Origin of the sequence: Xanthomonas hydrangeae (assembly GCF_032697525.1) — a bacterium.
Lineage (GTDB): Bacteria > Pseudomonadota > Gammaproteobacteria > Xanthomonadales > Xanthomonadaceae > Xanthomonas > Xanthomonas hydrangeae.
In genome coordinates this window covers 3527102-3548952 of sequence record NZ_CP103836.1, presented here as the reverse complement: position 1 = coordinate 3548952, position 21851 = coordinate 3527102, and the positions used below count along the sequence as shown (strand labels likewise).

The following is a 21851-nucleotide window of genomic DNA, read 5'->3' as shown; positions in this document are numbered from 1 at the left end:
CACGCCGCAAGTACGTCCATGTAGGCTCTTACGCGGCATCCATGCCGCGTAAGGTCCCGCGACGGTGGGCGGGCAAGGACCAGTGGAGATGGTCGGTGTGCATGTTTTCAACAAAGCAGCCGACTAACTTTCTGGTGCGGTGTCCTCGCCGCTTGCGGGACCGTGTGGCGGCATGGATGCCGCCACCGAGCCTCCACGGACGGATTCACGGCGTGTCCCGCAAGCGGTGAGGGCACCGCGCACTCGACTAACTAAGCTGTTGACTCAATGCTCTGCTGCAGTGAGGGCACCACACACCCAACTAACTCCGCTACTGCGAATTCGTCTTAATTAGTCCGCCCTAAGAAGTTCCGGCAGGAAACTGCGCAGCGTTAGCCAGCGCGCGGTACTCGCGTGGCGTCATGCCGACCGCCAGCTTGAATTGCCGCGCAAAGGCGCTTTGATCGCTGAAACCGCAGGCATGCCCGATTTCGGTGAGGCTCTTGTTTCCGTGCAGCAGATGCATCGCCATCTGCAGGCGTAGTTTGGCCAGCACCTGTTGCGGGGTGAGCTGGAATACCTTGCGAAACGAGCGTTGCAGTTTGGACATCGAAAACCCGGTGATCTCCACCAGCGCCTGCATACGGACGTTCTGTGCGTAGTTGGCGTTGAGATAGGCAAGCGCAAGCCGCAGCTTTTCGTACTGCGATTCGTGCCCGTCCTGCGGCCCCAGATCGCGCGAGATGCCGATGATGCCCTGTACCTTGCCGTCGACCAGCAGCGGACGTTTGCAAGTCAGGCACCAGCCCGGTTCACGGTTGGCGAACAGATGCAGCTCCAGCAGGTTGTCGATCACTTCCCCGGCCAGCACCTGCTCGTCCTGATTGGCGTAGTTGGCGCCCAGGCCGCTGGGATAGACCTCGGCAACGCGCTTGCCGATCAACTCCTTGCGCGACTTCAGCCCCAGCCGCCGCAGCATGGTCTGGTTGACGTGGGTGTAGCGGCCCTCGCGATCCTTGACGAAGAACAGCACGTCCGGCACGGCATCGAACAGCGCTTCCAGATCGGCAGGATCGATGCTCTTCATGCAGGCGGATTCATGCAGGCCAATGGACTCGGGATCAGGAAAGACGCGACTGTGCTACGCGCACCATCAGTGCACAGCGCAAAACACGCAGCGCCATGATACGCCGCGCGCCTGGGCACTACGGGACCACGCTCAGCGTGGCGTGTCGGCCACGTTTGCCGCGGCCGGTGCGGCCTTGGCGTCCACGGCCGACGCCGTGGGATTGCCGATGCGATTCAACGGCACCTGCCGCGCTTGCCAGCTGCTCACCACGGCCGCGCCGGCCTGTGAACCGACCTGCACGCGCAGCTGCGCACTCCCGCCGGGCGCAACGAATTCGACAACGCAATCGCCTGCGGCCATGCAGCTGTCGGCAGCCAGCGGGTCCACCGGCTGCCAGCCCTGCTCCATCACCGTCTGCGCGAACGCGCGGTAGCCCATGCCGGACTTCAGCGTGGCCGGTAACGGCACGCTCGGGTCGCTGGCTACAGTATCGCCACCGACGGCACCACCACCACTCGCAGGCGCAGGCGCACGCACAGCCGCAGGCCGCGAGGCGGCATGCAAGACAGGACTACAGAGTAGGACGAGTGCCAACAACGAGGGGCGGAATAACGTGCGCATGCAAGCGGTCCTTGCGATCCTGGCAGGGAACAGAAGAAGTTAAAGAATCGCTATTTTGACATGACTTGGATGCGCTGCGGCAGTCGTGGCCTGCCCGCAGTTAACCGGCCTTCGGCCCCGAATGGGCTGCCGACCCGGGCCAAGCAGCCCCATTGACCCGACGGGGCTTCATCGACATGGCCGATCCGCAGCTTGGGAAAGGCCGGCTGCACATGCGAATGGCTGCAGACATTGCCGCTGCAGGATCGATCGCCGCCCGGCCACAGGAGCCAGGCAGTGATTACCCGGCACCCCGCACCAGGCGGCGTGCCGGGTGAAGCATCACTGGCCGATATGCTGCTTCAGCCAGCTATTGACGGTGTCGTGCCACAGCACGCTGTTGTCCGGCTTGAGCACCCAATGGTTCTCGTCCGGGAAGTACAGGAACTTGGAGTCGATGCCCTTGCGCTGCAGCGCGGTAAACGCGGCCAGGCCCTGCTCCACCGGGATGCGGAAATCCTGCTGGCCGTGGATGACCAGCATCGGCACCTTCCACTTGTCCACGTGCAGCACCGGGTTGAACTTCTCGTAGCCGGCCGGGTTCTGCCAGGGCGTGCCGCCGTTTTCCCATTCGCTGAACCACAGTTCCTCGGTGGCGTAGCCCATGGTGCGGTTGTCGAACACGCCGTCGTGGTCGACCAGGCACTTCCACGGCTGGTTCCAGTTGCCGGCCATCCAATAGACCATGTAGCCGCCGTAGCTGGCGCCCAGCGCGCAGGCCTTGTCGCCGTTGAGGAAGCCGTACTGCTTCTGCGCGGCGGTCCAGCCCTTTTGCAGGTCTTCCAGCGGGCGGTCGCCCCAATGCTGGCTGATCGCGTCGGTGAAGTCCTGGCCGTAGCCGGTGGAGCCGTGGAAGTCGATCATCACCACCGCGTAGCCCTGGCCGGCGTAGGTCTGCGGATTCCAGCGGTTGCTCCAGCCGTTGCCGAAGCTGCCCTGCGGCCCGCCGTGGATCAGGAACGCCACCGGGTAGGTCTTGCCTTCCTGGTAGTTGTACGGCTTGACCACGTAGCCGTGCACGGTGTCGTTGTTCCAGCCCTTGAACTGGAACTGTTCGTAGTCGCCGAACTGCACGTCCGGCAGCAGCTCGCCGGCGCTCTGGGTAATCGCGCGCAGGCCCTGGCCTTGCACATCGCTGACAAATACCTGGTCGCCGCTCTTCAACGAATTGCGTGTAAACGCCAACGTGTTGCCGGCCAGCGTCGGCGCATGCACGCTGCCCTCGCCCACCAGCTTTGTCGCCTCGCCGCTGGCGATGTCGATCTTGAACAAGGGGTGCTCGCCCAGGTCGTCGGCGCTGGTGTAAAGGCTGGCGCCGTCATCGCTCAACACGATTTCGCCGGCCGAGCGGTCCCATTTGGGCGCGATTTCGCGCGTCTTGCCGCTGGCGACATCCATCGCCATCAGGCCGAAGCGGTCGGCCTCGAAACCGGGGCGTTTCATCGCGCGGTAGTACAGCGTCCTGCCATCGCTGCTGAACACCGGGCCGGCATCCCAGGCCGGGTTGGACGCGGTCAGATTGACCGGTGCGGACTTGCCGGCCGCATCCAGCCGGTACAGATCGAAGTTGGTCTGCCAGGGCTCATCGTTGCCGGTGGGCTTGCTGGCGGCCTTTGCATTCTTGGCCACTTCAGGGCCATGCGGCTGCGGCACGCGCACGCTGGCCACCACGCTGCTGCCATCGGGCGACCAGGTGTAATCGTCGTTGCCGCCGAACGGCTTGGACGGCGCATCGCCGGCCAGCGTGGCGCTGATGGCCGAGGCACCGATCACCGCCTTGGCGCCGGCAGCAGGCAGGTCTGCGACGAACAGCGTGTTGCGGCGGCCGTCGTTCCAGGTGTCCCAATGCCGCGCGAACAACTGGTCGTACACCACGCCGCTGGCCTTGGCGTTCTTGACGCTGGCGAGCCTGGTCTTGGTGCAGCCCAGGTCCGAGCCGCAGTCCTGGAACACGCCGGCACTGAAGGCAATGCGCTTGCCATCGGGCGAGAGCTTGTAGCTGTCCACGTCCACCGCAAACGCGGTGAGTTGCTGCGGGGTGCCGCCGGTCAGCGGTTGCGCGTACAGCTGCTGGGTGCCGGATCTGCTGCTGAGGAAATACACCGTCTTGCCATCCGGCGACAGCGCCGGGCTGTTGACGTTCCAGCCTTCCGGAGTCAGCCGCCTGGGCGGCGCTGCATCGCGGGTACGCAGATTGCGCATCCACAGGCCGGTGGCCGGTTTGCCGTTGCTGCTCTTGGCCTGCCGCTTGGCGAACACCAGCACGCTGCCGTCGGGGCTGAGCGTGGGCGAAGACACCCGGTCCAGCGCGACCATGTCGCGCACATCGAATCCGCGTGCAGCGGCAAGACTTGGCAAGGCGGTCAACAGACACAGGGGCAGCACGGCGTAACGAAGCTTCATCGAGAGTTCCCGCAACGGCAAAACGTCGATGTTAGGCGTTGCTGCAGCGCACGCGCAAAGGCAGGAGGTCATGCGCGCGCAGGCGCCGTACGTTGCTGCGCCCGGCAGCGGCGCAATGCGCACCGTGCGCATTGCGCGGTTTGGCAACGGCGCGCCACGCCGGAGCGCAGGTCGCGCTCAGAACGTGAGTTTGGCCTGCAGCCCAACGGCCAGTGCGTTGTGTGTGCGGGTATAGGCGTAGGTTCCGGGGTTGACGATGTATTGCACGTCCGGGCGCAGCATCAGCCACGGCGTGATCTGCGCGCTATAGGCGAGTTCGTAGAGCTCTTCGGCAGCGCTCAGTCCGACCAGTGGCGAATCGGCCGCCACGCCGGCCTCCAACAACCCGGCGCGGCGTGCATCGAGCAGCCGATGATTGATCCTGCCGGCCACATAGCCCAGTGCGATGCGGTCCTGCGTGCGCGCGCCAACGCCCTGGTACACGCCGCCGACCGAATACCAACGTGTCATCAGCGCACTGTCGTGGTCGCTGGCCATGTACTGGGCGAATCCGGTCAGGCCGATGCTGGCGTCCGCTCCCGGAGTGAACAATTTCTGTTCGGCCAACAGATAGGCGCCGTCGCGTCCGGTGCTGCGGCTGGTATCCAGCCCACGCCTGGCGACCGTCGAGGAGTCGTAGTAGCCACCGAACTTGTACACGCCCGGATAGCGCGCGGTGGCCGGTTTCCAGGTGAATTCGAGCGGGAAGATCGCACCGGTGGTGCCGCTGGCGAACGGCTTGAACGCGTAGGTGTCGCGGGTGCCGAAGCCCAGATTCGGATTGACCTGGAACCAGCCGGCATGCAGGTTGAGCTGTGGGGTCAGCTGCTGCGCGCCTTCGATGCCCCAGCGTGCGGCCGGGTAGTTGTACCAGCCACTGTTGGCCGAAAACGCCAGCGGATGCGCGCAGAACGCGGCATTGACGAAGTTCACCAACAGCGTGTGCGAGGCGAACTGGTTGCCCATCGCATAGAAGCCCAGTTTCAGATACGTCCTGCTTTGGTTGAAGCTGCGGTCGTAGCTGAACTCGCTCAGGCGGGTGTACTGGCCTCCATACACTTCCTGGACGGGGAAACGATTGCCGACCAGGTCGGTGGAGGCGCTGCGGCCGCGGCGGTCGTTGATGGTGACATGCAGGCTGCCACCGCCCCAGCCGGCGAGTCTGGTCATGTCCAGATCCACGCCCACCCGCAGTTGCTGCGCATAGCGCGCACTGTTTTTTTCGTAGCCGCCGTCCACCACGCCGAACGTCTCGGACACGTAGTCGCCGCGAACGCTCACTCCGTGCTCGGCCCAGGCAGACCGACGCCCACCCCAGTCGCCGGTCAGCGTGGTGTCGCCCGCGGCGACTGCGGTGGCCGGCAGTGCCAGCAGCAAGGCGTAGCCCAGCGCACTGCGGCGCGGGAAAAAAGACAGACGATGCATCGTGGTTCTCTGATCGGGGCAGCGTGCACAGCCATCGGTGGCGATGCATGGCGGTGAGGCCAATGCGCCGCTGCGGTAACGGGACCGTTGGCCGGATGCGCCAGGCACCCTGCCGTCGGGTTGCGCCAAGCGCGGCTGACACACCAGTGCGCAGCCCGTCAGGCGGGCGCGCGAAGTGTTTGCCGCTCCAGGACCACGCCGACGCAGCTGCCGGCGTGGTCCTGCGTGGGCGGTGGGTCAGTGCGCGTCAGGCAAGGTGTAGGCGATGACGTTATCGCCACGATCGGGCGACTGCCGCGCACCGCCGGCACTGATCACCACGTACTGTTTGCCGGTCTTGTGCGAGACGTAGGTCATCGGCCCGCCCTGACTGCCGACCGGCAGGCGGCCCTTCCAGAGCTCCTTGCCGGTGCCACTGTCGAACGCGCGCAGGTAGTAGTCCTGGGTGCCGGCGATGAACACGAGCCCGCCCTGCGTGGACAGCGTGCCACCCAGCGTCGGCATGCCGATCGGGATCGGCAGATGCATCTTGATGCCGAACGGGCCGGTGTCCTGCACCGTCCCCACCGGCACCTGCCAGGCGATGCTGCGCGTCTTGAGGTCGATGGCGCTGAGCGTGCCGTACGGCGGCGCCTGGCATGGAATGCCCAGCGCCGACAGGAAGCGGTTCTTGTTGACCGCATACGGCGTGCCCTTCAGCGGCACGGCGCCCATGCCGGTATTGACTGCCTCGCCACCACCGGACGCCTCGGCCTTGCGGGTATCGGCAGGAATCATCTGCACCCACAAGCCCAGGCGCATGTCGTTGGCGAAGATGACGTCATGCACCGGGTCGGTCGACAGGCCACCCCAGTTCATGCCGCCCAGCGAGCCGGGAAAGCTCAGCGACACATCGGTGCCCGGCGCGGTGTACAGGCCTTCATACCGCATCTGCTTGAACGCGATGCGGCACAGCATCTGGTCGATCGCGGTGGCGCCCCACATGTCCGATTCGGTCAGGTGCCGGGTGCCGATCTGCGGCATGCCCACCGACAGCGGCTGGGTCGGCGCGTACTGTTCGTGTGCAATATCCGAGCCTTTCACCGGCACTTCCCTGACCTCGGTCAGCGGCTTGCCGGTGGCGCGATCGAGCACGTAGATCTGCCCGGCCTTGGTGCCGATGACCACCGCCGGGGTGTGGCTGCCGTCCTGGTTGGGGAAGTCGATCAGGCTGGGCTGCATCGGCAGGTCGAAGTCCCACAGATCGTTATGCACGGTCTGGTAGACCCACTTCTCCGCACCGGTGGTGGCATCCAGTGCCAGCACCGAGGCGCCGTAACGGTGATCGAGCGCGGTGCGCTCGGCGCCGTACAGATCGGTCGATGGCCCGCCCAGCGGCAGGAACACGGTGTTCATCGCCGCGTCGTAGGACATCGGTGCCCACACGTTCGGCGTGCTGCGCACATAGCTGCTGCCGGCGGCCGGCGCCTGGCGATCGTGCGGATTGCCCGGGTCGAAGGCCCAGCGCTGCGCGCCGGTGACCACATCGAAACCGCGCACCACGCCACCCGGCATGTCGGTCTGCACGTTGTCGGCCACGCGTCCGCCCACCACCACGGTGGTGCCGGCCACCAGTGGCGGCGAGGTCAGTTGGTAGAACGGATCCGGCGCAGCGCCCAGGCCGGCCTTGAGATCGATCTGGCCGTTGCTGCCGAAGCCCTGGCAGAACGCACCGGTGTCCGCATCCACCGCGATCAGGCGGCCATCGATGGTGTTGGTGAACAGGCGGCGACGGCAGTTGGCATCCTGCGCCACCGTCACTGCGGCGATCGGCGAGGGGTTGGCCACGCTCGGCGTCGGCAACGCCGCGTCGGCGTCGAAGTAGCCCAGGCCACGGCAGCGCTGCCAGACCGACGAGGTCGCATTGATCTCGCGCCGCCACAGCTGCTTGCCGGTGCTGGCGTCAAGCGCAATCAGATTGTTGTGCGGTGTGCACAGGAACACGGTCTCGCCCACCTGCAGCGGGGTCAACTGGTCTTCGGCACCGTTGCCGTCGCTGTTGGCGATCTCGCCGGTGTGGTAGGTCCAGGCGACCTGCAGGCGGTCGACGTTGCTGCGGTTGATCTGGTCGAGCGCAGCGAAGCGGCTGCCGCCATCGGTATTGCCGTAGGCGGACCAGTTCCGTTGCGCGCTTGCCGGCTGCACCGCCGTGATGCCGGGCCCGTGCTCACCTGCCACCGGCGGATGCGGCACGAACATGCCGCCGATACCGGCCAGTACCGCCAGCGCCAGCACCGTTGCCACACCATAGGCGGTACGCCCGGCCGGCAAGGCCCGGCTACGCAGCAGCGCCGGCCAGGCCAGCGCCACCAGCACCGCGAACACCGCAGGCAGCATCAGCCGCGAGAGCAGCGGCCAGAAATCCAGCCCCGCATCCCAGAGCGCCCATACCAGCGTCAGCACGAAGGCGACGCCGTACAACAGCGCACCGGCCGGCCGACGCAGCACGATCAGCACCCCGGCCACGGCGGTCGCCAGGCCCATCAGCAGGAAGTACCAGCTGCCGCCCAGGCTGGCCAACCTTGCGCCACCCAGCAGAAAGATCAGCCCCACCAGCGCGACCAGCATGCCCAGCACCAGCAGCAATGCCCGGCCCGGGACCGGCAACTTCGATTTCGTTTCCACGTTGCAACACCTCGATCAGGAGATTCCGCCCTGCACGGCGCCCGGCATTCCGATCTGGATGCTGCAAGGTGCCCGCAGGACGGCCAGTAGAGGCAGCATGACTGCCCACTTTCTGTCACCCCCCTCCCCGGCCCGCGTACCTCTGGCGAGACCGGCACCGGCATGCCCGGCAGACTGACGGCATAGTGTCGCACCGCACCGGGTAGTTATTACATATCTGAAGCGATTACCTGCAGAACACTGCAGTCCGCACAGGCGCGGACCGCAGTGGCTTTTGTGTGCGCAACGCGCGGTGCGCGGGTCAGAAGCGGTGCGACATGCCCACATACACCTGCGCGTCCGGGGTGCGGTCGTTGAGGCCGAAATTGGCACCCACATCCAGCTGCAGCAGCGGGTTGATCAGATACGCAGCGGCGATGTCGGCCGAATACTGTTCGATGGTTTCGGCGGGGTCGCGGTTGATCGAGGACCACACTTCCACCGCCATCGACAACTTGGAGGTAAGCGGATGCGCCAGGTTGATCGCATTGACGATGGCGACATGGTTGCCGCTGCCATCGCTGTCGGCCAGCCAATCCACCTCTGGCCCCAGGGTCAGCGAGAAGCTATTGGGCAGCACGAAATTGATCGGCAATGCGACGCCGCCTTCCCACTCGTCGTTGCCCAGGCCGGTGCGCGCGGTCGGTGCCTTGACGAACGGCAGCAACGCCACGCTGGCGGTGTCGCTCTCGTAGAAACGCGCCTTCATGCGTAGAAAGATATCGCCGCCGCCGCTCAGGCTGCTGCGCGCACCGGTGGCGCGATCGGTGGTCTTGACCTGCAACTGCGGCGCCCAGTTGAGCTGCAGATCGATGCGGTCGCTGACGCCGTACTTGAGCGTGGGATTGGTGAAATAGGAGGTTTCGATGCGCGTGCCGGGCTGGCTGTCGCGGGTGTAGCTGCCGATGTCGGTTTCCAGCTGCCAGGCGCCGGTGGGCACGGTGCAGGTGGAATTGGCCTTGGTCGGGCGATCGGTACACAGCGCCGCCTCGGCGGCGTCTTGCGCCTGTGCCTGCAGCGCCAGGCTGCACAGCACGCCGGTCAGTGCGATGGCCAACAACGGTGCGCGTGGTGCGCGGGTGGAGCGCTTGGAGATAGCAGTCAGCATTGCAGTGGTTCCATGGCAAGACGCTGGACAGATCGTGTGGAACGGTCAGCGTTAGGGAGGGGGAAATGCACGTGGAGGTAGAACGACTGCATGGCCGCCGACGGGCGACGTCCTGCCAATCGATCTTATAGGCGTCTGTGGGCTCCGTAGAGGCCAACCATGACAAAAGCGACCGCAACCGCAAGCTGATGTTGCACAGCGTGATGTGAGTAGCACTTTCACTGACATCCATCGCAGCGTTACGCGGTGCGAGAACCTGCGTCGCGGGGTGTCATCGGGATCGATCGAGGCATGCAGTAGCCGTGGCGCACCATCCGTGCGGGAGACGGCACGATACGGAGCAGCGGCATAAAGTCGCTATGCATGGCGCCTGCGTAGCGCGTAAAGCCAACGCAAAGACGACGGATGACCGAAGCGGCGCATCTCGCTGCGCGTGCGGCGCAGCGGCACCGGATCGCAACGCCACAACGAAAAACGGACACGCATCAGCGATGCGTGTCCGTCGGGATATGAGGCGTGCAAGCGCATGCCTCAATGCTGCGTCATGCTCAGGCGGTCTGTTCGCCGCGCTTGCCGACGCGATACAGCAGCCAGCCGACCAGGGCCAGGATCGCCAGGCCAAACCACTGGTTGAGCTGCAAGCTGGCAGGCAACGCCAGCACATCGGCGCGGCTGGACAGTACGATCGGCACCGCGATGGCGATCCCCATCAACGCCTCGCCGGTGATCAGGCCGGCGGCGAACAGCACGCCCGGGCGATGCACGCGGTCGCGGCCGTCTTCGTCGTCGGCGCGGATCTTGTGGAAGCGTTCCACCAGATGCGCGATCAGGCCACCGATGAAGATCGGCACCATCAGTTCCAACGGCAGATAGATACCGATTGCCGCGGCCAGCACCGGCACACGGAAGCGCTTGCCAGTCTTCTTCAACCACTCGTCCAGCGCGATGATCGCCGCGCCCACGCCGGCACCGATGGCGATCATCGCCCACGGCAGCTCGCCGCCGAACAAGCCCTTGGCGACCGAGGCCATCAGCGTGGCCTGCGGTGCAGCGAGCGAGTTGGGATGCTGCGGGGTGGCCGGGCCGATACCGTACGCCTGCGCCAACAGGTTCAGCACCGGCGCCATGATCAGCGCGCAGGAGAACGCACCGATGCCGAGCATCAGCTGCTGCTTCCATGGCGTGGCGCCGACCAGATAACCGGCTTTGAGATCCTGCAGATTGTCGCCGCCCACCGCCGCCGCGCAGCACACCACCGCACCGATCATGATCGCCGCCACCGCGCCCAGCGGCGCGCCGCCGATGCCCACTGGCACCAGCCCGCTCTTGCCGAGCAGCAGCACCAGCACCGCCGAGGCGAACAGGATGGTGGAGATGGTGATGCCCGAGACCGGGTTGTTGGATGAGCCGATCAAGCCGGCCAGATAGCCGGACACCGACACGAACAGGAAGCCGGCCACGATCATGATGATGGTCATCGGGATCGACACGTGCCATTGCTGCACGATGGCCTGATACAGGCCCAGCAGCGGCAAGGTGCACAGCACCAACGCCACCAGCATCCACTTCATCGGCAGGTCGCGCTCGGTCTCGGCGACCACACCGCCACCGCTCTTGCGCGCGGCGGCAAAGCCGCTCTTGACGCCGGACAACAGCGACTTGCGCAGCGAGAACAGGGTCCACACGCCGCCGATCAGCATTGCGCCGACACCGAGGTAACGGATCTTGGCGCCCCAGATGGCGAAGGCCGCGTCGGCCGCCGGTGCATCGACCAGGCTCTGCGCCAATGCCGGATCCGAACCCATGAAGAACTGCTGATACAGCGGGATGGCGATGTGCCAGGACAGGATCGCGCCGGACAACACCACGATGCCGACGTTCAAGCCGACGATGTAGCCCACGCCCAGCAGCGCCGGCGACAGGTTGGTGCCCAGATACCCCACCAGCCGGCTGCTGCCCAGGTACGTGGCCTGCGCCCAGGTGTCCGGGATCACCCGCAGGCCGCTGGCCGCACCCAGCTTGACCAGCGCGCCGATCGCGCCGGAGATGGCCAGGATCTTCAGGCCCGGGCCGGGGTTTGCGCCGGCCTTGAGCACCTCGGCTGCGGCCTTGCCTTCGGGGAACGGCAGCGGGTCTTCGACGATCATCGAGCGCCGCAGCGGCACCGAGAACAGCACGCCGAGCAAGCCGCCCATGCCGGCAATGCCGAGCACCCACCAGTATTTGAAGTCCGGCCAGTAGCCCATGATCACCAGCGCGGGGATGGTGAAGATCACGCCCGCTGCGATCGACGACCCCGCCGAGGCGCCGGTCTGGACGATGTTGTTTTCCAGGATGGTGCCGCCGCCGAGCAGGCGCAGCACACCCATCGAGACGACCGCAGCCGGGATCGCGGTGGCGATGGTCAGGCCGGCGAACAGGCCCAGATAGGCATTGGCGGCCGAAAGCACCACCGCCAACACGATGGACAGCACGACGGCACGAAAGGTGAGCTGGCGCGGTTGCGCGTCATGGCTCATGGGCAGTTCCCCTGTGGCAAAAAATCCGGACCACGCTAGCGCCTGTGCGCGGTTCCGTCCAGCTGCGTCGCGGCGTGACAGTGTGCCTGTTATGGCGGGTGGAGTACGCGGGACGTTGCGCCAGGAGAGTCAGCAGCGCGCTGTACGATCGAATCGACCGCAGCACGCGCCTGGCTTCAAGACGCGTACGGCAGTGACCGGTGATTGCTTGCAAAAACGACCGCGTCTTGATCAGGCGAACGCGGCTGGCGATCGGCGGCGCATGGATCACTCGGGTACCGGCGCGCTTGTGTTGCGTCGCGCGCCGGTCTGATCGCAGTGCGCCTTACCGGATCAATGCAACTGCTCGCTCAACGCAGCGCTTCGGCAAACGCCAGGTAGGCCTCAATCACCTCCGGCAGCTCGGCGAACAACGCATCCAGATCCACCGTGTCCATCAGTGGCCCGCGCGCCGCTTCCAGTGCCGCCGGGATGTCGCCGTCGTGCGCGCGCAGTGCGTCGGACACATGCACGGCCTGGGCAAGCAGCAGCGGCATCAACGCGCCTTCCGGTGCGGCGGCCGGGCGGACCTGATAGGCGATGGCTTGCTGGATCACCGCAGGCAACTGCCAGCGACGCACCAGCTCGGCGCCCACTTCCGGGTAACCGAAGCCCAGCTGCAGGGTTTCTTCGGCGGCATGCCCGGCAGAGGAGCTTTCGTGATTGATGCGGCTGGCGTACTCCGGCGCGCCGGACTGGATCAGCAGCTCGCCGATGTTGTGCATCATGCCGCAGGTAAATGCGGTTTCCGGATCGAGCCCATGCTGTCGCGCCAGCACGCGGCAGATGCCGGCCACACCGAAGCTGTGCCGCCAGAACGCGTTCAAATCGAAACCGGGGCCGGCATGAAACGCGCCGGTCATCGACGAGGCCAGCACCAACGTACGCAGCGTGTTGAAGCCCAACCGCATCGCCGCGTCTTCGACGCTGGTGGAATCGCGCAGGCCATGGAAGCGCGCCGAATTGGCCAGCCGCAACACCTTGGCGGCGATCACCGGATCGCGCTCGATGGTGTGCGCCAACGCATCGATGTTGGTGTTCGGATCATCGAACTGACGAATCAGGTCCTGCGCCACCTTCGGCACCGTGGGCAAGGTATGCAACTGGTCAAACAAAACCTCCAACTTCATGATCGCCTCGTGGGAAAGGAATGGGTCAGCGCAACTGCGCCCGCCATGGTGTCGTACAAGCCGCTTGAAAGTCACTATCCCGATGCATGCCCTGGCGTGACCACGCCATCGCCATCACTGGGCGCCAAGCCGCATCGCCATTGGATTTTGCGCGCCTGCGCAGAGCGCTGCGCGTCGCGCATGGAACACTGCAACGCCACAGCGAACACAGCGCCATGCGGTGGTGCTGGCAGCTGGACAATATGGTCGGGGACGGCGACAACTGCGGATGATGGATGCCGATAGACCTGGTCTGGAATCGCGACCATAACGCGATGCCGGTGTTGTGATTTTGCCGACAAAGGCTCAATGAAAATCGCGCGAGGGCAGCTGCATTTCGCCGAGCAGCTCGCTGAGGTCGTACAGATCGCCGGCGATGAGATGCTCCACGCCATCCACGCGTTCCCAGCGGCCGCGCACCGCCATCAGACGCGATTCCAGCAGTGCGCGGCGGCGGCGTAGTGCCAGGTGCGACCAGACGATGACGTTGATCATGCCGTGTTCGTCTTCCAGGGTGACGAAGATGGTGCCCTTGGCAGTGGCCGGGCGCTGGCGCTGGGTGACCAGGCCGGCGACATGCACGCCGCTGCCATGACGGCGGCCTTGTAGTTCACGCAGGCCGAGGATGTGCCGCTGCGCCATCTGCGGGCGCAATAGCGCCATCGGGTGCTGGCGCAGACTCAGGCCGACCGAGCGGTAATCGGCCAGGATGTCTTCGCCTGCGCGCGGCGCCTCGAATTCCACCGGGCGCTCTTCGGGGCTACCAGGCAGCAGCGGCCGACGCGCTTCCACGCCGGCCATGGCCCAACGCGCGGCATTGCGATTGCCCACCATGCCTTGCAAGGCGCCGGCCTCGGCCAGGGCAAGGCGCGCTTTTTCGTCGAGTGCGGCGCGCAGGCACAGATCGCCGATATCGGCGAAGCCGCGTTGCGCGCGTGCGGCGACAATGCGCGTTGCCACCACTTCCGATAATCCGGCGACCTGACGCATGCCCAGACGGATCGCCGGTTGTTCGCCAGGGTCTTCGTCGCTACACCATGGCCGGCCACCGACCAGCGTGTTGTCCCAGACGCTATGCAGCACATCCACCGGCAACACCTCCACGCGCGCACGCTCGGGACTGCCGCGGCGCGCGTCCTGCACGATCTGGCTAGCCGAATAGAAGCCCATCGGCTGCGCATTGAGCAAGCCGCAGGCGAAGGCTGCAGGTTCGTGGCGTTTGAGCCAGCAGCTGGCGTAGACGAGCTTGGCGAACGAGGCGGCGTGGCTTTGCGGGAAGCCGTAGGAACCGAAGCCCTTGATCTGCTCGAAGATCTGGTCGATGAAGGTGGAGGCGTAGCCTTTCTTTTCCATCAGCGCGCGAATGCGCACGCGATGCGATTCCATGTCGCCGCCACGACGCCAGGCCGCCATCGAGCGACGTAATCGATCGGCATCCTCGGGTTCGTAGCCAGCATGGATCACGAGTTCCATCACCTGTTCCTGGAACAGCGGAATGCCCAGGGTCGGCCCAAGAATCTTTTCCACGCCTTCGGATGGGTAACTGATCAGGCTCTTGTCTTTGCGACGCTGCAGATACGGATGCACCATGTCGCCCTGGATGGGACCTGGCCGCACGATCGCCACTTCGATCACCAGATCATAGAACTCTGCAGGTTTGAGCCGCGGCAGCATCGCCATCTGCGCGCGCGATTCGATCTGGAACACGCCCACCGTATCGGCGCGCTGGATCATCTTGTAGGTGGCATCATCCTCGTCCGGCAGCGTGGCCAATGCGAAATCGCGACCGCGCTGCCCGCGCACCAGATCCAGCGTCTTGCGAATGCAGGTGAGCATGCCCAGCGCCAGACAGTCGACCTTGAGCAACCGCATCGTTTCCAGGTCGTCCTTGTCCCACTGGATGATGGTGCGATCGGCCATTGCCGCGTTTTCCACCGGCACCAGCATCGACAAAGGTTCGTCGGAGATGACGAAGCCGCCGACATGCTGCGATAGATGGCGCGGGTGATCGCGCAGCTGTTCGGTCACTGCAAGAATCTTGTTGATGAGTGGATTGGCCAAATCGAATCCCGCCTCTTCGATGCGCTGTTCCATCGGCGTTTCGCCATTGCCCCAGCCATAGCAATTGGCCAGCAGCGCAATCTGGTCCGGCGGCAGACCGAAGGCCTTGGCCACGTCGCGCACGGCGCTTTTGCCGCGATAGCAGATGACCGTGGCCGCCAGCGCGGCACGTTCACGACCGTACTTGTTATAGACGTATTGCAGCACTTCCTCGCGCCGTTCGTGTTCGAAATCGACGTCGATATCAGGCGGCTCGTTGCGTGCCTTGGACAAGAATCGCGAGATCAGCAGACGTGTCTTGAGTGGGTCCACAGAGGTGATACCCAGCGCGTAGCACACTGCCGAATTGGCCGACGACCCCCGGCCTTGACAAAGGATGTTTCTTGAACGCGCGAAATGCACCACATCGCGCACGGTGAGAAAGAAGGCCTCGTATTTCAGTTCGGCGATCAGCGCCAATTCTTTCTCGATGTCGTCGCGTATTTTCTCTGGCGTTCCATCCAGCCACCGCTCACGCATGCCTGTTTCGGTGAGCTGCCGCAGATAACTCGCCGGCGTATGTCCTTCCGGCACCAGTTCGCGCGGATAGGTGTATTCAAGCTTGGAAATATCGAAGGTACAGCGCTGGGCCAGGTCGACCGTGGCCTGCAACAGCGCATCCGGATAGATGTTGCCCAGGGCCCGGCGCGTGCGCAGATGGCGCTCGCCGTTGCGGAACAGGTGCGCGCCGCACTCGGCCAACGGCAAGCTGTGGCGGATGGCGGTCAAGGTGTCCTGCACGATGCGCTCGCGGCGCTGCGCCATATGCACATCGCCGCTGGCCAGTGCGGTCATGCCCAGCTGCTGCGCCAGCAACTGCAAGGCAAGCAACCGCGCGGCATCGTCCTGTTCGCGATGCAGTTCCACCGCCAGGAATGCACGCTCGGCGAAGACCTGTTGCAACCAGGCACCCTGCTCGGCCCGCGGCTGCGCGCCGGGCATCCACACCGCGAACACGCCGGGTGCGACATCGCGAAACTGCGCTTCCACCTCGGCACGCCCCAACCGATATGTGCCCTTGCTTGCTGCACGCCGCGCGGTGGTGATCAGCGCGCACAGTTGCGGATAGCCATGCGCGTTTTCCACCAGCAGCACAAAGCGGGTGCCATCGACCAGGGTGAATTCGCTGCCGACGATCAGGCGCACGCCGGTGGCGCGCGAGGCTTCCAGGCCGCGCACGATGCCGGCCAGCGAGCATTCGTCGGTAATCGCCAGTGCGCTGTAACCGCAGTGCTGCGCGCGCATGAACAATTGCTCGGCACTGGAAGCGCCACGCAGGAACGAGAAATCCGACAGGCAATGCAGTTCGGCATACGCAGGCAGGCCATCTGCCACCGCCGCATGGCTGATGTCGTCATTGGCCGCGCGCAATCGCGCTGCCACATTCCACGCACGCGGCATGCGCCCGCCGGGCGTATCGCGGTCAACACCGTCGACGGCGTCGTCCCAGCTCATGGGCGCACATCTTCAATCTCGCGCTGCCACCACAGCGTCTTTCCGGTGAGCCGCAGATCGCCTCGTTGCAGGTGCTCTTTCACTGCGTGGCATCGGATGCTTGCGGCACCGCTGCGGTGACCAGCCCGACAAGCAGTGCTCGGTTGCCGCAGGGGCATGGGGCGGATCATGCGAACCACCCATGCAACATCCAGCCATCCACACGACCGGGTGCGGCGAATGCCCAACCACGTCGGCCGCGCGCAGTTTCTACGACGTAATAGTCGCGACGTGCTTCGTCGTCGTCCCACCAGCCGCTTTCCAGTCGCTCCGGGCCGGAGACGATGCGTAACTGCGCATCGTGCAAGGGCACCGGCTGTGGCAACAACCAGGTGGGGCGTGGCGGGCGCGGTGGTGCATCGGTTTCGCGCACCGCATCGCCGATGGCGCGCCGCCATGCGCGTTCCGGGCGCGGGTCGTCGGCCGGCAGTACGCGATACACCGCCTCATCGCCGAGCCGCGCGCGCAGGCGCTCGCGCAGCTGCGGCCACTCCACCGATTGCTGCGCACGCTGATCGAACAAATCGCGCATGGCCGGCACGAACGGCGGCAGTTGCCGCGCCAGCAAGCGCATCGCCACTACCGGCCGCGGGATCTCCACCCGCTCCAGCCGGTTGCGTGCAAGCTCGAACAACAGCGTGGGCGCACGCTCCGGCGTCAGCAGGCCGATCTCGACATCGGTGGCGCCTTGTTCGTGCTCCAGTCGCAGCAAGAACCGTTGCACGCCACCATCGCGGATGGACAGATACGTGCACAGATCGCCAATCAAGCGCCGCAGCGGGAACAGCAGCGCCGGATGCATTTCCACCTCGTAGCCCAGTTCCACACGCTGGTCGAAATGATCTGGCGGTGTGTAACACTCCAAGGGGTCGTCGACCTGGCCGTAGAGGCGGTCCAGGTGATCGAGCAGTCCTGCACCGAAACGCCGACGCAGCCCATCGCGCGGCAACGCACGCACCGCCGCCAGCGTGCGCACGCCCATGTGCTGCAGGCGCTCACCCACATCGTCAGGCAAGGCAGCGCGGCGTACCGGCACCTTGTCGAGCGTGCTGTGCAAGGCCGGCAACTGCGTCACGACCATGCCATCGCGCAAGCCGGCCAGCACGCGTGCCGCACGCGGTGTGGGCGCCAGTGCAAGCCGGTGCTGGAAGCCCAGCGCCTGCAGTTCATCGCGCAGGCGGCGCTCGAAACGTGGCCACGGACCGAACAGCCGAAAACTGGCGCCGGCCTCCAGCACGATGGCGCGCGACCATTGCTGGCTCACCAACGAACTGTGCCGATACGCCCACGCTGCGAGAAACCGCTGCGTGCGCGCCTCAGCCTGCGCCTCGTAATCGATGGTGCGCACATTGGCCATCAGCGCATGCGCCGCCGACAGCCGCATGCCGGCTTTCAGACCGGCGTCGGACGCCGCTGCGTTGACCGAATGCAGGCTGCGCAACTGCGCCGGCCCTTCGACCAGCACCAACGGCGCGTGCGACTCTTCCAGACGCCGAAGGACGGCGTCCAGCGCCAGCTGCGGCAGCAGTATGCAGGCCCACAACATGCGCGCGCCTCAATGCGCCAGCCGCAACGGCTGCGAGGGGACCTGCCCGCCGCGGCACTTGCGCACCTGCCAGGCATCGCGCTCCGGCAGAAATTCCAGCCGCAAGGCGGCCGGCGATGCATTGACCGCATGCTTGCGATCGCGCAGCGCGAATGCGCAGCAGTTGCCGCTGTCGGCGGCGACCTGCAGCCGCCGCAACGCGCGCGCATCGCCGGTCTGCGGCCAGCCCAGTACCGCCGCGCAGGCACCGCTACGCAGGCATTGTTCGAACGCCCACAAGGCGTCGCGCGGCTCGGCCTGCACCACTTCCAGATGTTCCAGCATCACCCCGCCCGCCTGCCAGGCCGGTGCGTAGGGAATGAACGGCGGTGCCACCAACACTACGCGGCTGCTGGCGCCGGTCAGGCGCGCCAGCGTGGGCAACAACAATGCGATCTCGCCTACGCCGTGTGCGGGCAACAGCAATTCGGTCAGTGCCCGCCGCGGCCAGCCACCATCGGGCAGCAGCGCATCCAGTGCGGCATGCCCGGTGGATTCGCCTCCATGGGCAATGGCCGTGCCGTGACCCGCACGCCAGACCGTGCGCGCGGCCAGCAGGGCGTCCAGCGGCAGTGCGACTGCCGCGTTGCCGTCCTGCCTGATGCGCGCGGGCTCCTGGCTCATCTCAACCCTGCCGGATCAGGCCGCAGTACAGCCCTTCGATCGCGAAGTCGGCATCGGCCGCCACCACGATCGGCGCATGCGCGCGATTGCGTGGCAACAGGCGGATGCGCTCGTCGCCGCGCTCCAGTCGCTTGATGGTGATCTCGCCATCCACACGTGCCACCACGATCTGCCCATCGCGCGCATCGTTGCTGCGATGCACGCCGACCAGATCGCCGTCCAGAATGCCGTCGTCGATCATCGAGTCGCCTTGCACCTGCAACAGATAATCCGGGCGCAGCGAGAACAGCGCACGGTCCAGCCACAGCTGACGATCCAGCCCGATATCCGCACCGATCGGCACACCGGCCGCCACTCGCCCCAGCACCGGCAAGGCCAGCACCGCATCGCGCGCCGGATCAGGCCTCATCCGGCCTGGCACGCGGATGCCGCGCTTTTGATTGGGCAGCAGCTCGATCAACCCGGCCTCGGCCAGTGCCTGCACGTGCTTTTGCGCGGCATTACGCGAGGCGAAGCCGAATGCCTGCGCAATCTCGGCCAGGCTGGGCGACACCCCTGCGCGGGCCTGTTCCTGCAGGAAGGTCAGGACCGCCGTACGTTTGGGAGAAAGAGGTTCCATAGGGTAAAACGGCCAGCTAAGACTAGGTGTACATTTGTACACCCCTCGGTCGCAGCAGGCGAGATTGGCCAACTCAGCTTGCTGAGCCGATTCAGCGGGCGAGCTTGCGACAGACCGGGCATCGAGTTATAACTTACGTAATAACAAGGGGCGCCGCCATGAAACTCAAGATCACCTCCATCGGCAATTCCGCTGGCGTCATCCTGCCCAAGGAACTGCTGGCCCGCCTGCGCCTTGGCAAGGGCGACGAACTGTATGCGATGGAAACGCCCGACGGCATCAAGTTGACCGCGTTCGACCCTACCCTGGCCGCGCAGATGGAGGTGGCCGAGCAGGTGATGCGCAACCGCCGCACGTTGCTGCACAAGCTGGCGCAATAAGGCTCGACCATGATCATCTGGATCGAACGGCCACTTGTCCTGGCCATCCATGATCGCCAATTGGCCGAACATGGCGGCGGAAGCGGCGTGCGCGACGACGCCCTGCTCGACTCGGCGCTTGCCAGGCCAAAACAACTGCTGTCCTACGGCGAGCCACCTCCAGATCTGGCTGCGCTAGCGGCCAGTCTTGCCTATGGATTGGCCCGCAATCATCCGTTTGTCGACGGTAATAAGCGCACCGCAGCTGTCGCTTGCGAAACCTTCATCGTGCTCAACGGCGCGACGTTGGTGGCCAATGACCTGGAGCTCTACGGTTTCTACATCAGCCTGGCGGATGGCTCACTCGATGAGACACCATGCGCCGCGTGGCTGCGCACGCATCTGCAATTGCGAAATCAGGCTCAAGTGCACGAATCGGCGGCAACGTACGGGTAATTCGTTCGTGAGAAGCATTCTGCGCAATGGCCATCCATGGCCAAACATCACTGCCATAAAGCTTTTACCGAAAACGACGCGCAAGCTGCGCGGCGGTCAGCGAGCTTGCGCGCTCAGTCCTTCGCATACACCACACCCAACTTGTCGATCTCCTCACCCGCGCGCCCGGTAAAGCCGGCGATATGCCAGCCGCTCGGCGCGGTCAGCGTGTAGGTCTCGCTGCTCGGTGTGCCAACCTGCACGCTGCGGCCTTTGTTGGTGCGTAGGCTCAACGAGAACAGGCGGGTGCGGTCGTTGTACTTGCCCACGCTGAAGGTGGCCGAGGACAGCGTTTCGTTGGCACCCAGCGACAACGTCGTCGCCTGCCCACCACTGCCGCCGTGCGCGAGCAGCTTGCCGCTGTCCAGGATCACACCCAGGCCATCCAGGCGCGCGCCGCCGCGCAGGGTCACGCCACTGAGCGGACGCCCGCCGGCATTGCCGGCCACATCGTTGAACGGAACGCCATGCGGGCCACCGAACTGGTCGCTGGTGCGCAGTCGATCGCCCACTGCCCAACCGAACTGCGTATGCAGCGGGTAGTGGTCGGACAAGGGCTTGCCTGCGCCGTCGTAGAAGCCGCCATCATCGAGCTGATAGCGGTTGGCCGCCAGGGTCAGCTGCGGCGCATCGCGGTACAGGATCTTGTCGACCACCTCGCAGCTATTGGTGGGTGGCGTGCCGCACAGCAGCGGTGCGGCGCCGGCCGCCGGTGCCGCGCCCTTGATCAATTCCAGCCACGGATCGGTCAAACCGTTGGAGGCGATCAGCTCGCGGATATTGTCGTCGCTGCGGGTGTAGCGCGTGTTGGAATCCATCATCACCAACACCGCGTTGCCGGCCGACCAGGTCTGGATGAACTGCGCCAGCTGGCCGATGTTGGCGCGGCGTGCGGACAGATCGCCCGCTTCGACACCGGCATTGGGATGCGCGTTGTAGACGTCCAGCAACACGCCATCGGCCAGGCGTACGCGCATGTAACTGAAACCCTTCGGGGTCAGGCAGTCGGTGCCGTTGCACTGATTCCACTTGATCCGGGTGAAGTCGCTGAAGGGATAGTTGCTGAGCGTATTGAGCCCGTCGCCGAACGCGGCACCGCCGCTGGTGGCAGTACGGTAGGGATGCGCGTCGCCGGCGTACAGCGTGGCGTGGTAGTTGAAGTCTTCCTGCACGTTGACCAGCCCGTAAGGCGCCAGTTTTGGTGCCAGCAGTGCGGTGTTGGTGGCCGGCGTTCCGCTGGACAGCCCTTCGGGCAGGCCGGCGACGTTGTAGGTCAGCACATCAAGCACACCGACGTTTGTTTGCGCCTGCGCGATGCTGGCGCAGGCAAGACCGAGAGTGATTCCGAGACTGACGAGAGTACGTAGATGATGGAGCATGATTCGCCTCTTGCAGTGAAAGAAACAGCGGCTGGCACGGTGGCCAGAGAAACGGCGCCAGATGCGCCGATGCAACCGCACGC

Annotated in this window: 15 protein-coding genes; 2 read left to right on the top strand and 13 right to left on the bottom strand. The window is 65.3% G+C overall.

Annotated features, from left to right (window positions below; translation table 11 throughout):
• Positions 1-340: 340 nt before the first annotated feature.
• The 12 genes from NYR97_RS15155 to lexA form a co-directional block, all read right to left on the bottom strand.
• Positions 341-1066 (bottom strand): AraC family transcriptional regulator, encoded by a 726-nt coding sequence (locus tag NYR97_RS15155; protein WP_205392110.1) that lies wholly within the window; start codon positions 1064-1066, stop codon positions 341-343.
• 132 nt (positions 1067-1198) lie between these two features.
• A complete protein-coding gene (locus NYR97_RS15150) occupies positions 1199-1669 on the bottom strand; it encodes a hypothetical protein (RefSeq protein ID WP_316694298.1) in 471 nt (156 codons plus the stop codon).
• Positions 1670-1990: 321 nt separating this feature from the next.
• Complete coding sequence (locus NYR97_RS15145) at positions 1991-4111, bottom strand: prolyl oligopeptidase family serine peptidase (RefSeq protein WP_316694297.1); 2121 nt, start codon at positions 4109-4111, stop codon at positions 1991-1993.
• A gap of 177 nt (positions 4112-4288) precedes the next feature.
• Entirely contained in the window at positions 4289-5575 is a 1287-nt protein-coding gene (locus NYR97_RS15140) for a carbohydrate porin (protein ID WP_316694296.1), read from the bottom strand.
• Between the two features lie 237 nt (positions 5576-5812).
• Complete coding sequence (locus NYR97_RS15135; RefSeq protein WP_316694294.1) at positions 5813-8239, bottom strand: glucose/quinate/shikimate family membrane-bound PQQ-dependent dehydrogenase; 2427 nt, start codon at positions 8237-8239, stop codon at positions 5813-5815.
• 301 nt (positions 8240-8540) lie between these two features.
• Positions 8541-9386, bottom strand: a complete 846-nt coding sequence (locus NYR97_RS15130; protein WP_425612998.1) for a transporter — start codon at positions 9384-9386, stop codon at positions 8541-8543.
• 548 nt (positions 9387-9934) lie between these two features.
• Positions 9935-11905, bottom strand: coding sequence for an OPT family oligopeptide transporter (locus NYR97_RS15125; RefSeq protein WP_316694292.1), 1971 nt, complete (start codon positions 11903-11905; stop codon positions 9935-9937).
• Positions 11906-12255: 350 nt separating this feature from the next.
• Positions 12256-13074, bottom strand: a complete 819-nt coding sequence (locus NYR97_RS15120; protein ID WP_316694290.1) for an HDOD domain-containing protein — start codon at positions 13072-13074, stop codon at positions 12256-12258.
• A 345-nt stretch (positions 13075-13419) separates the two neighbouring features.
• The gene (locus NYR97_RS15115; RefSeq protein WP_316694288.1) at positions 13420-16668 is read right to left on the bottom strand and encodes an error-prone DNA polymerase; all 3249 of its coding nucleotides are present in this window, start codon (positions 16666-16668) and stop codon (positions 13420-13422) included.
• A 166-nt stretch (positions 16669-16834) separates the two neighbouring features.
• Positions 16835-18253, bottom strand: coding sequence for a Y-family DNA polymerase (locus NYR97_RS15110; protein WP_316694286.1), 1419 nt, complete (start codon positions 18251-18253; stop codon positions 16835-16837).
• A 9-nt stretch (positions 18254-18262) separates the two neighbouring features.
• Positions 18263-18916 carry a translesion DNA synthesis-associated protein ImuA gene (imuA, locus tag NYR97_RS15105; RefSeq protein ID WP_316694284.1) on the bottom strand — a complete coding sequence of 218 codons (654 nt, stop codon included), beginning with the start codon at positions 18914-18916 and terminating at the stop codon, positions 18263-18265.
• 1 nt (position 18917) lies between these two features.
• The gene (gene lexA, locus NYR97_RS15100; protein WP_316694282.1) at positions 18918-19535 is read right to left on the bottom strand and encodes a transcriptional repressor LexA; all 618 of its coding nucleotides are present in this window, start codon (positions 19533-19535) and stop codon (positions 18918-18920) included.
• Between the two features lie 158 nt (positions 19536-19693).
• On the opposite strand from lexA, the gene NYR97_RS15095 reads away from it, so the two are divergent.
• Together NYR97_RS15095 and NYR97_RS15090 are read left to right on the top strand one after the other, a co-directional pair.
• A complete protein-coding gene (locus tag NYR97_RS15095) occupies positions 19694-19915 on the top strand; it encodes an AbrB/MazE/SpoVT family DNA-binding domain-containing protein (RefSeq protein ID WP_316694280.1) in 222 nt (73 codons plus the stop codon).
• Between the two features lie 9 nt (positions 19916-19924).
• The gene (locus NYR97_RS15090; RefSeq protein WP_316694278.1) at positions 19925-20350 is read left to right on the top strand and encodes a type II toxin-antitoxin system death-on-curing family toxin; all 426 of its coding nucleotides are present in this window, start codon (positions 19925-19927) and stop codon (positions 20348-20350) included.
• Between the two features lie 113 nt (positions 20351-20463).
• Here the strand turns inward: NYR97_RS15090 and NYR97_RS15085 are convergent, their stop codons facing one another.
• Complete coding sequence (locus NYR97_RS15085) at positions 20464-21768, bottom strand: jacalin-like lectin (protein WP_316694276.1); 1305 nt, start codon at positions 21766-21768, stop codon at positions 20464-20466.
• Positions 21769-21851: the final 83 nt, after the last annotated feature.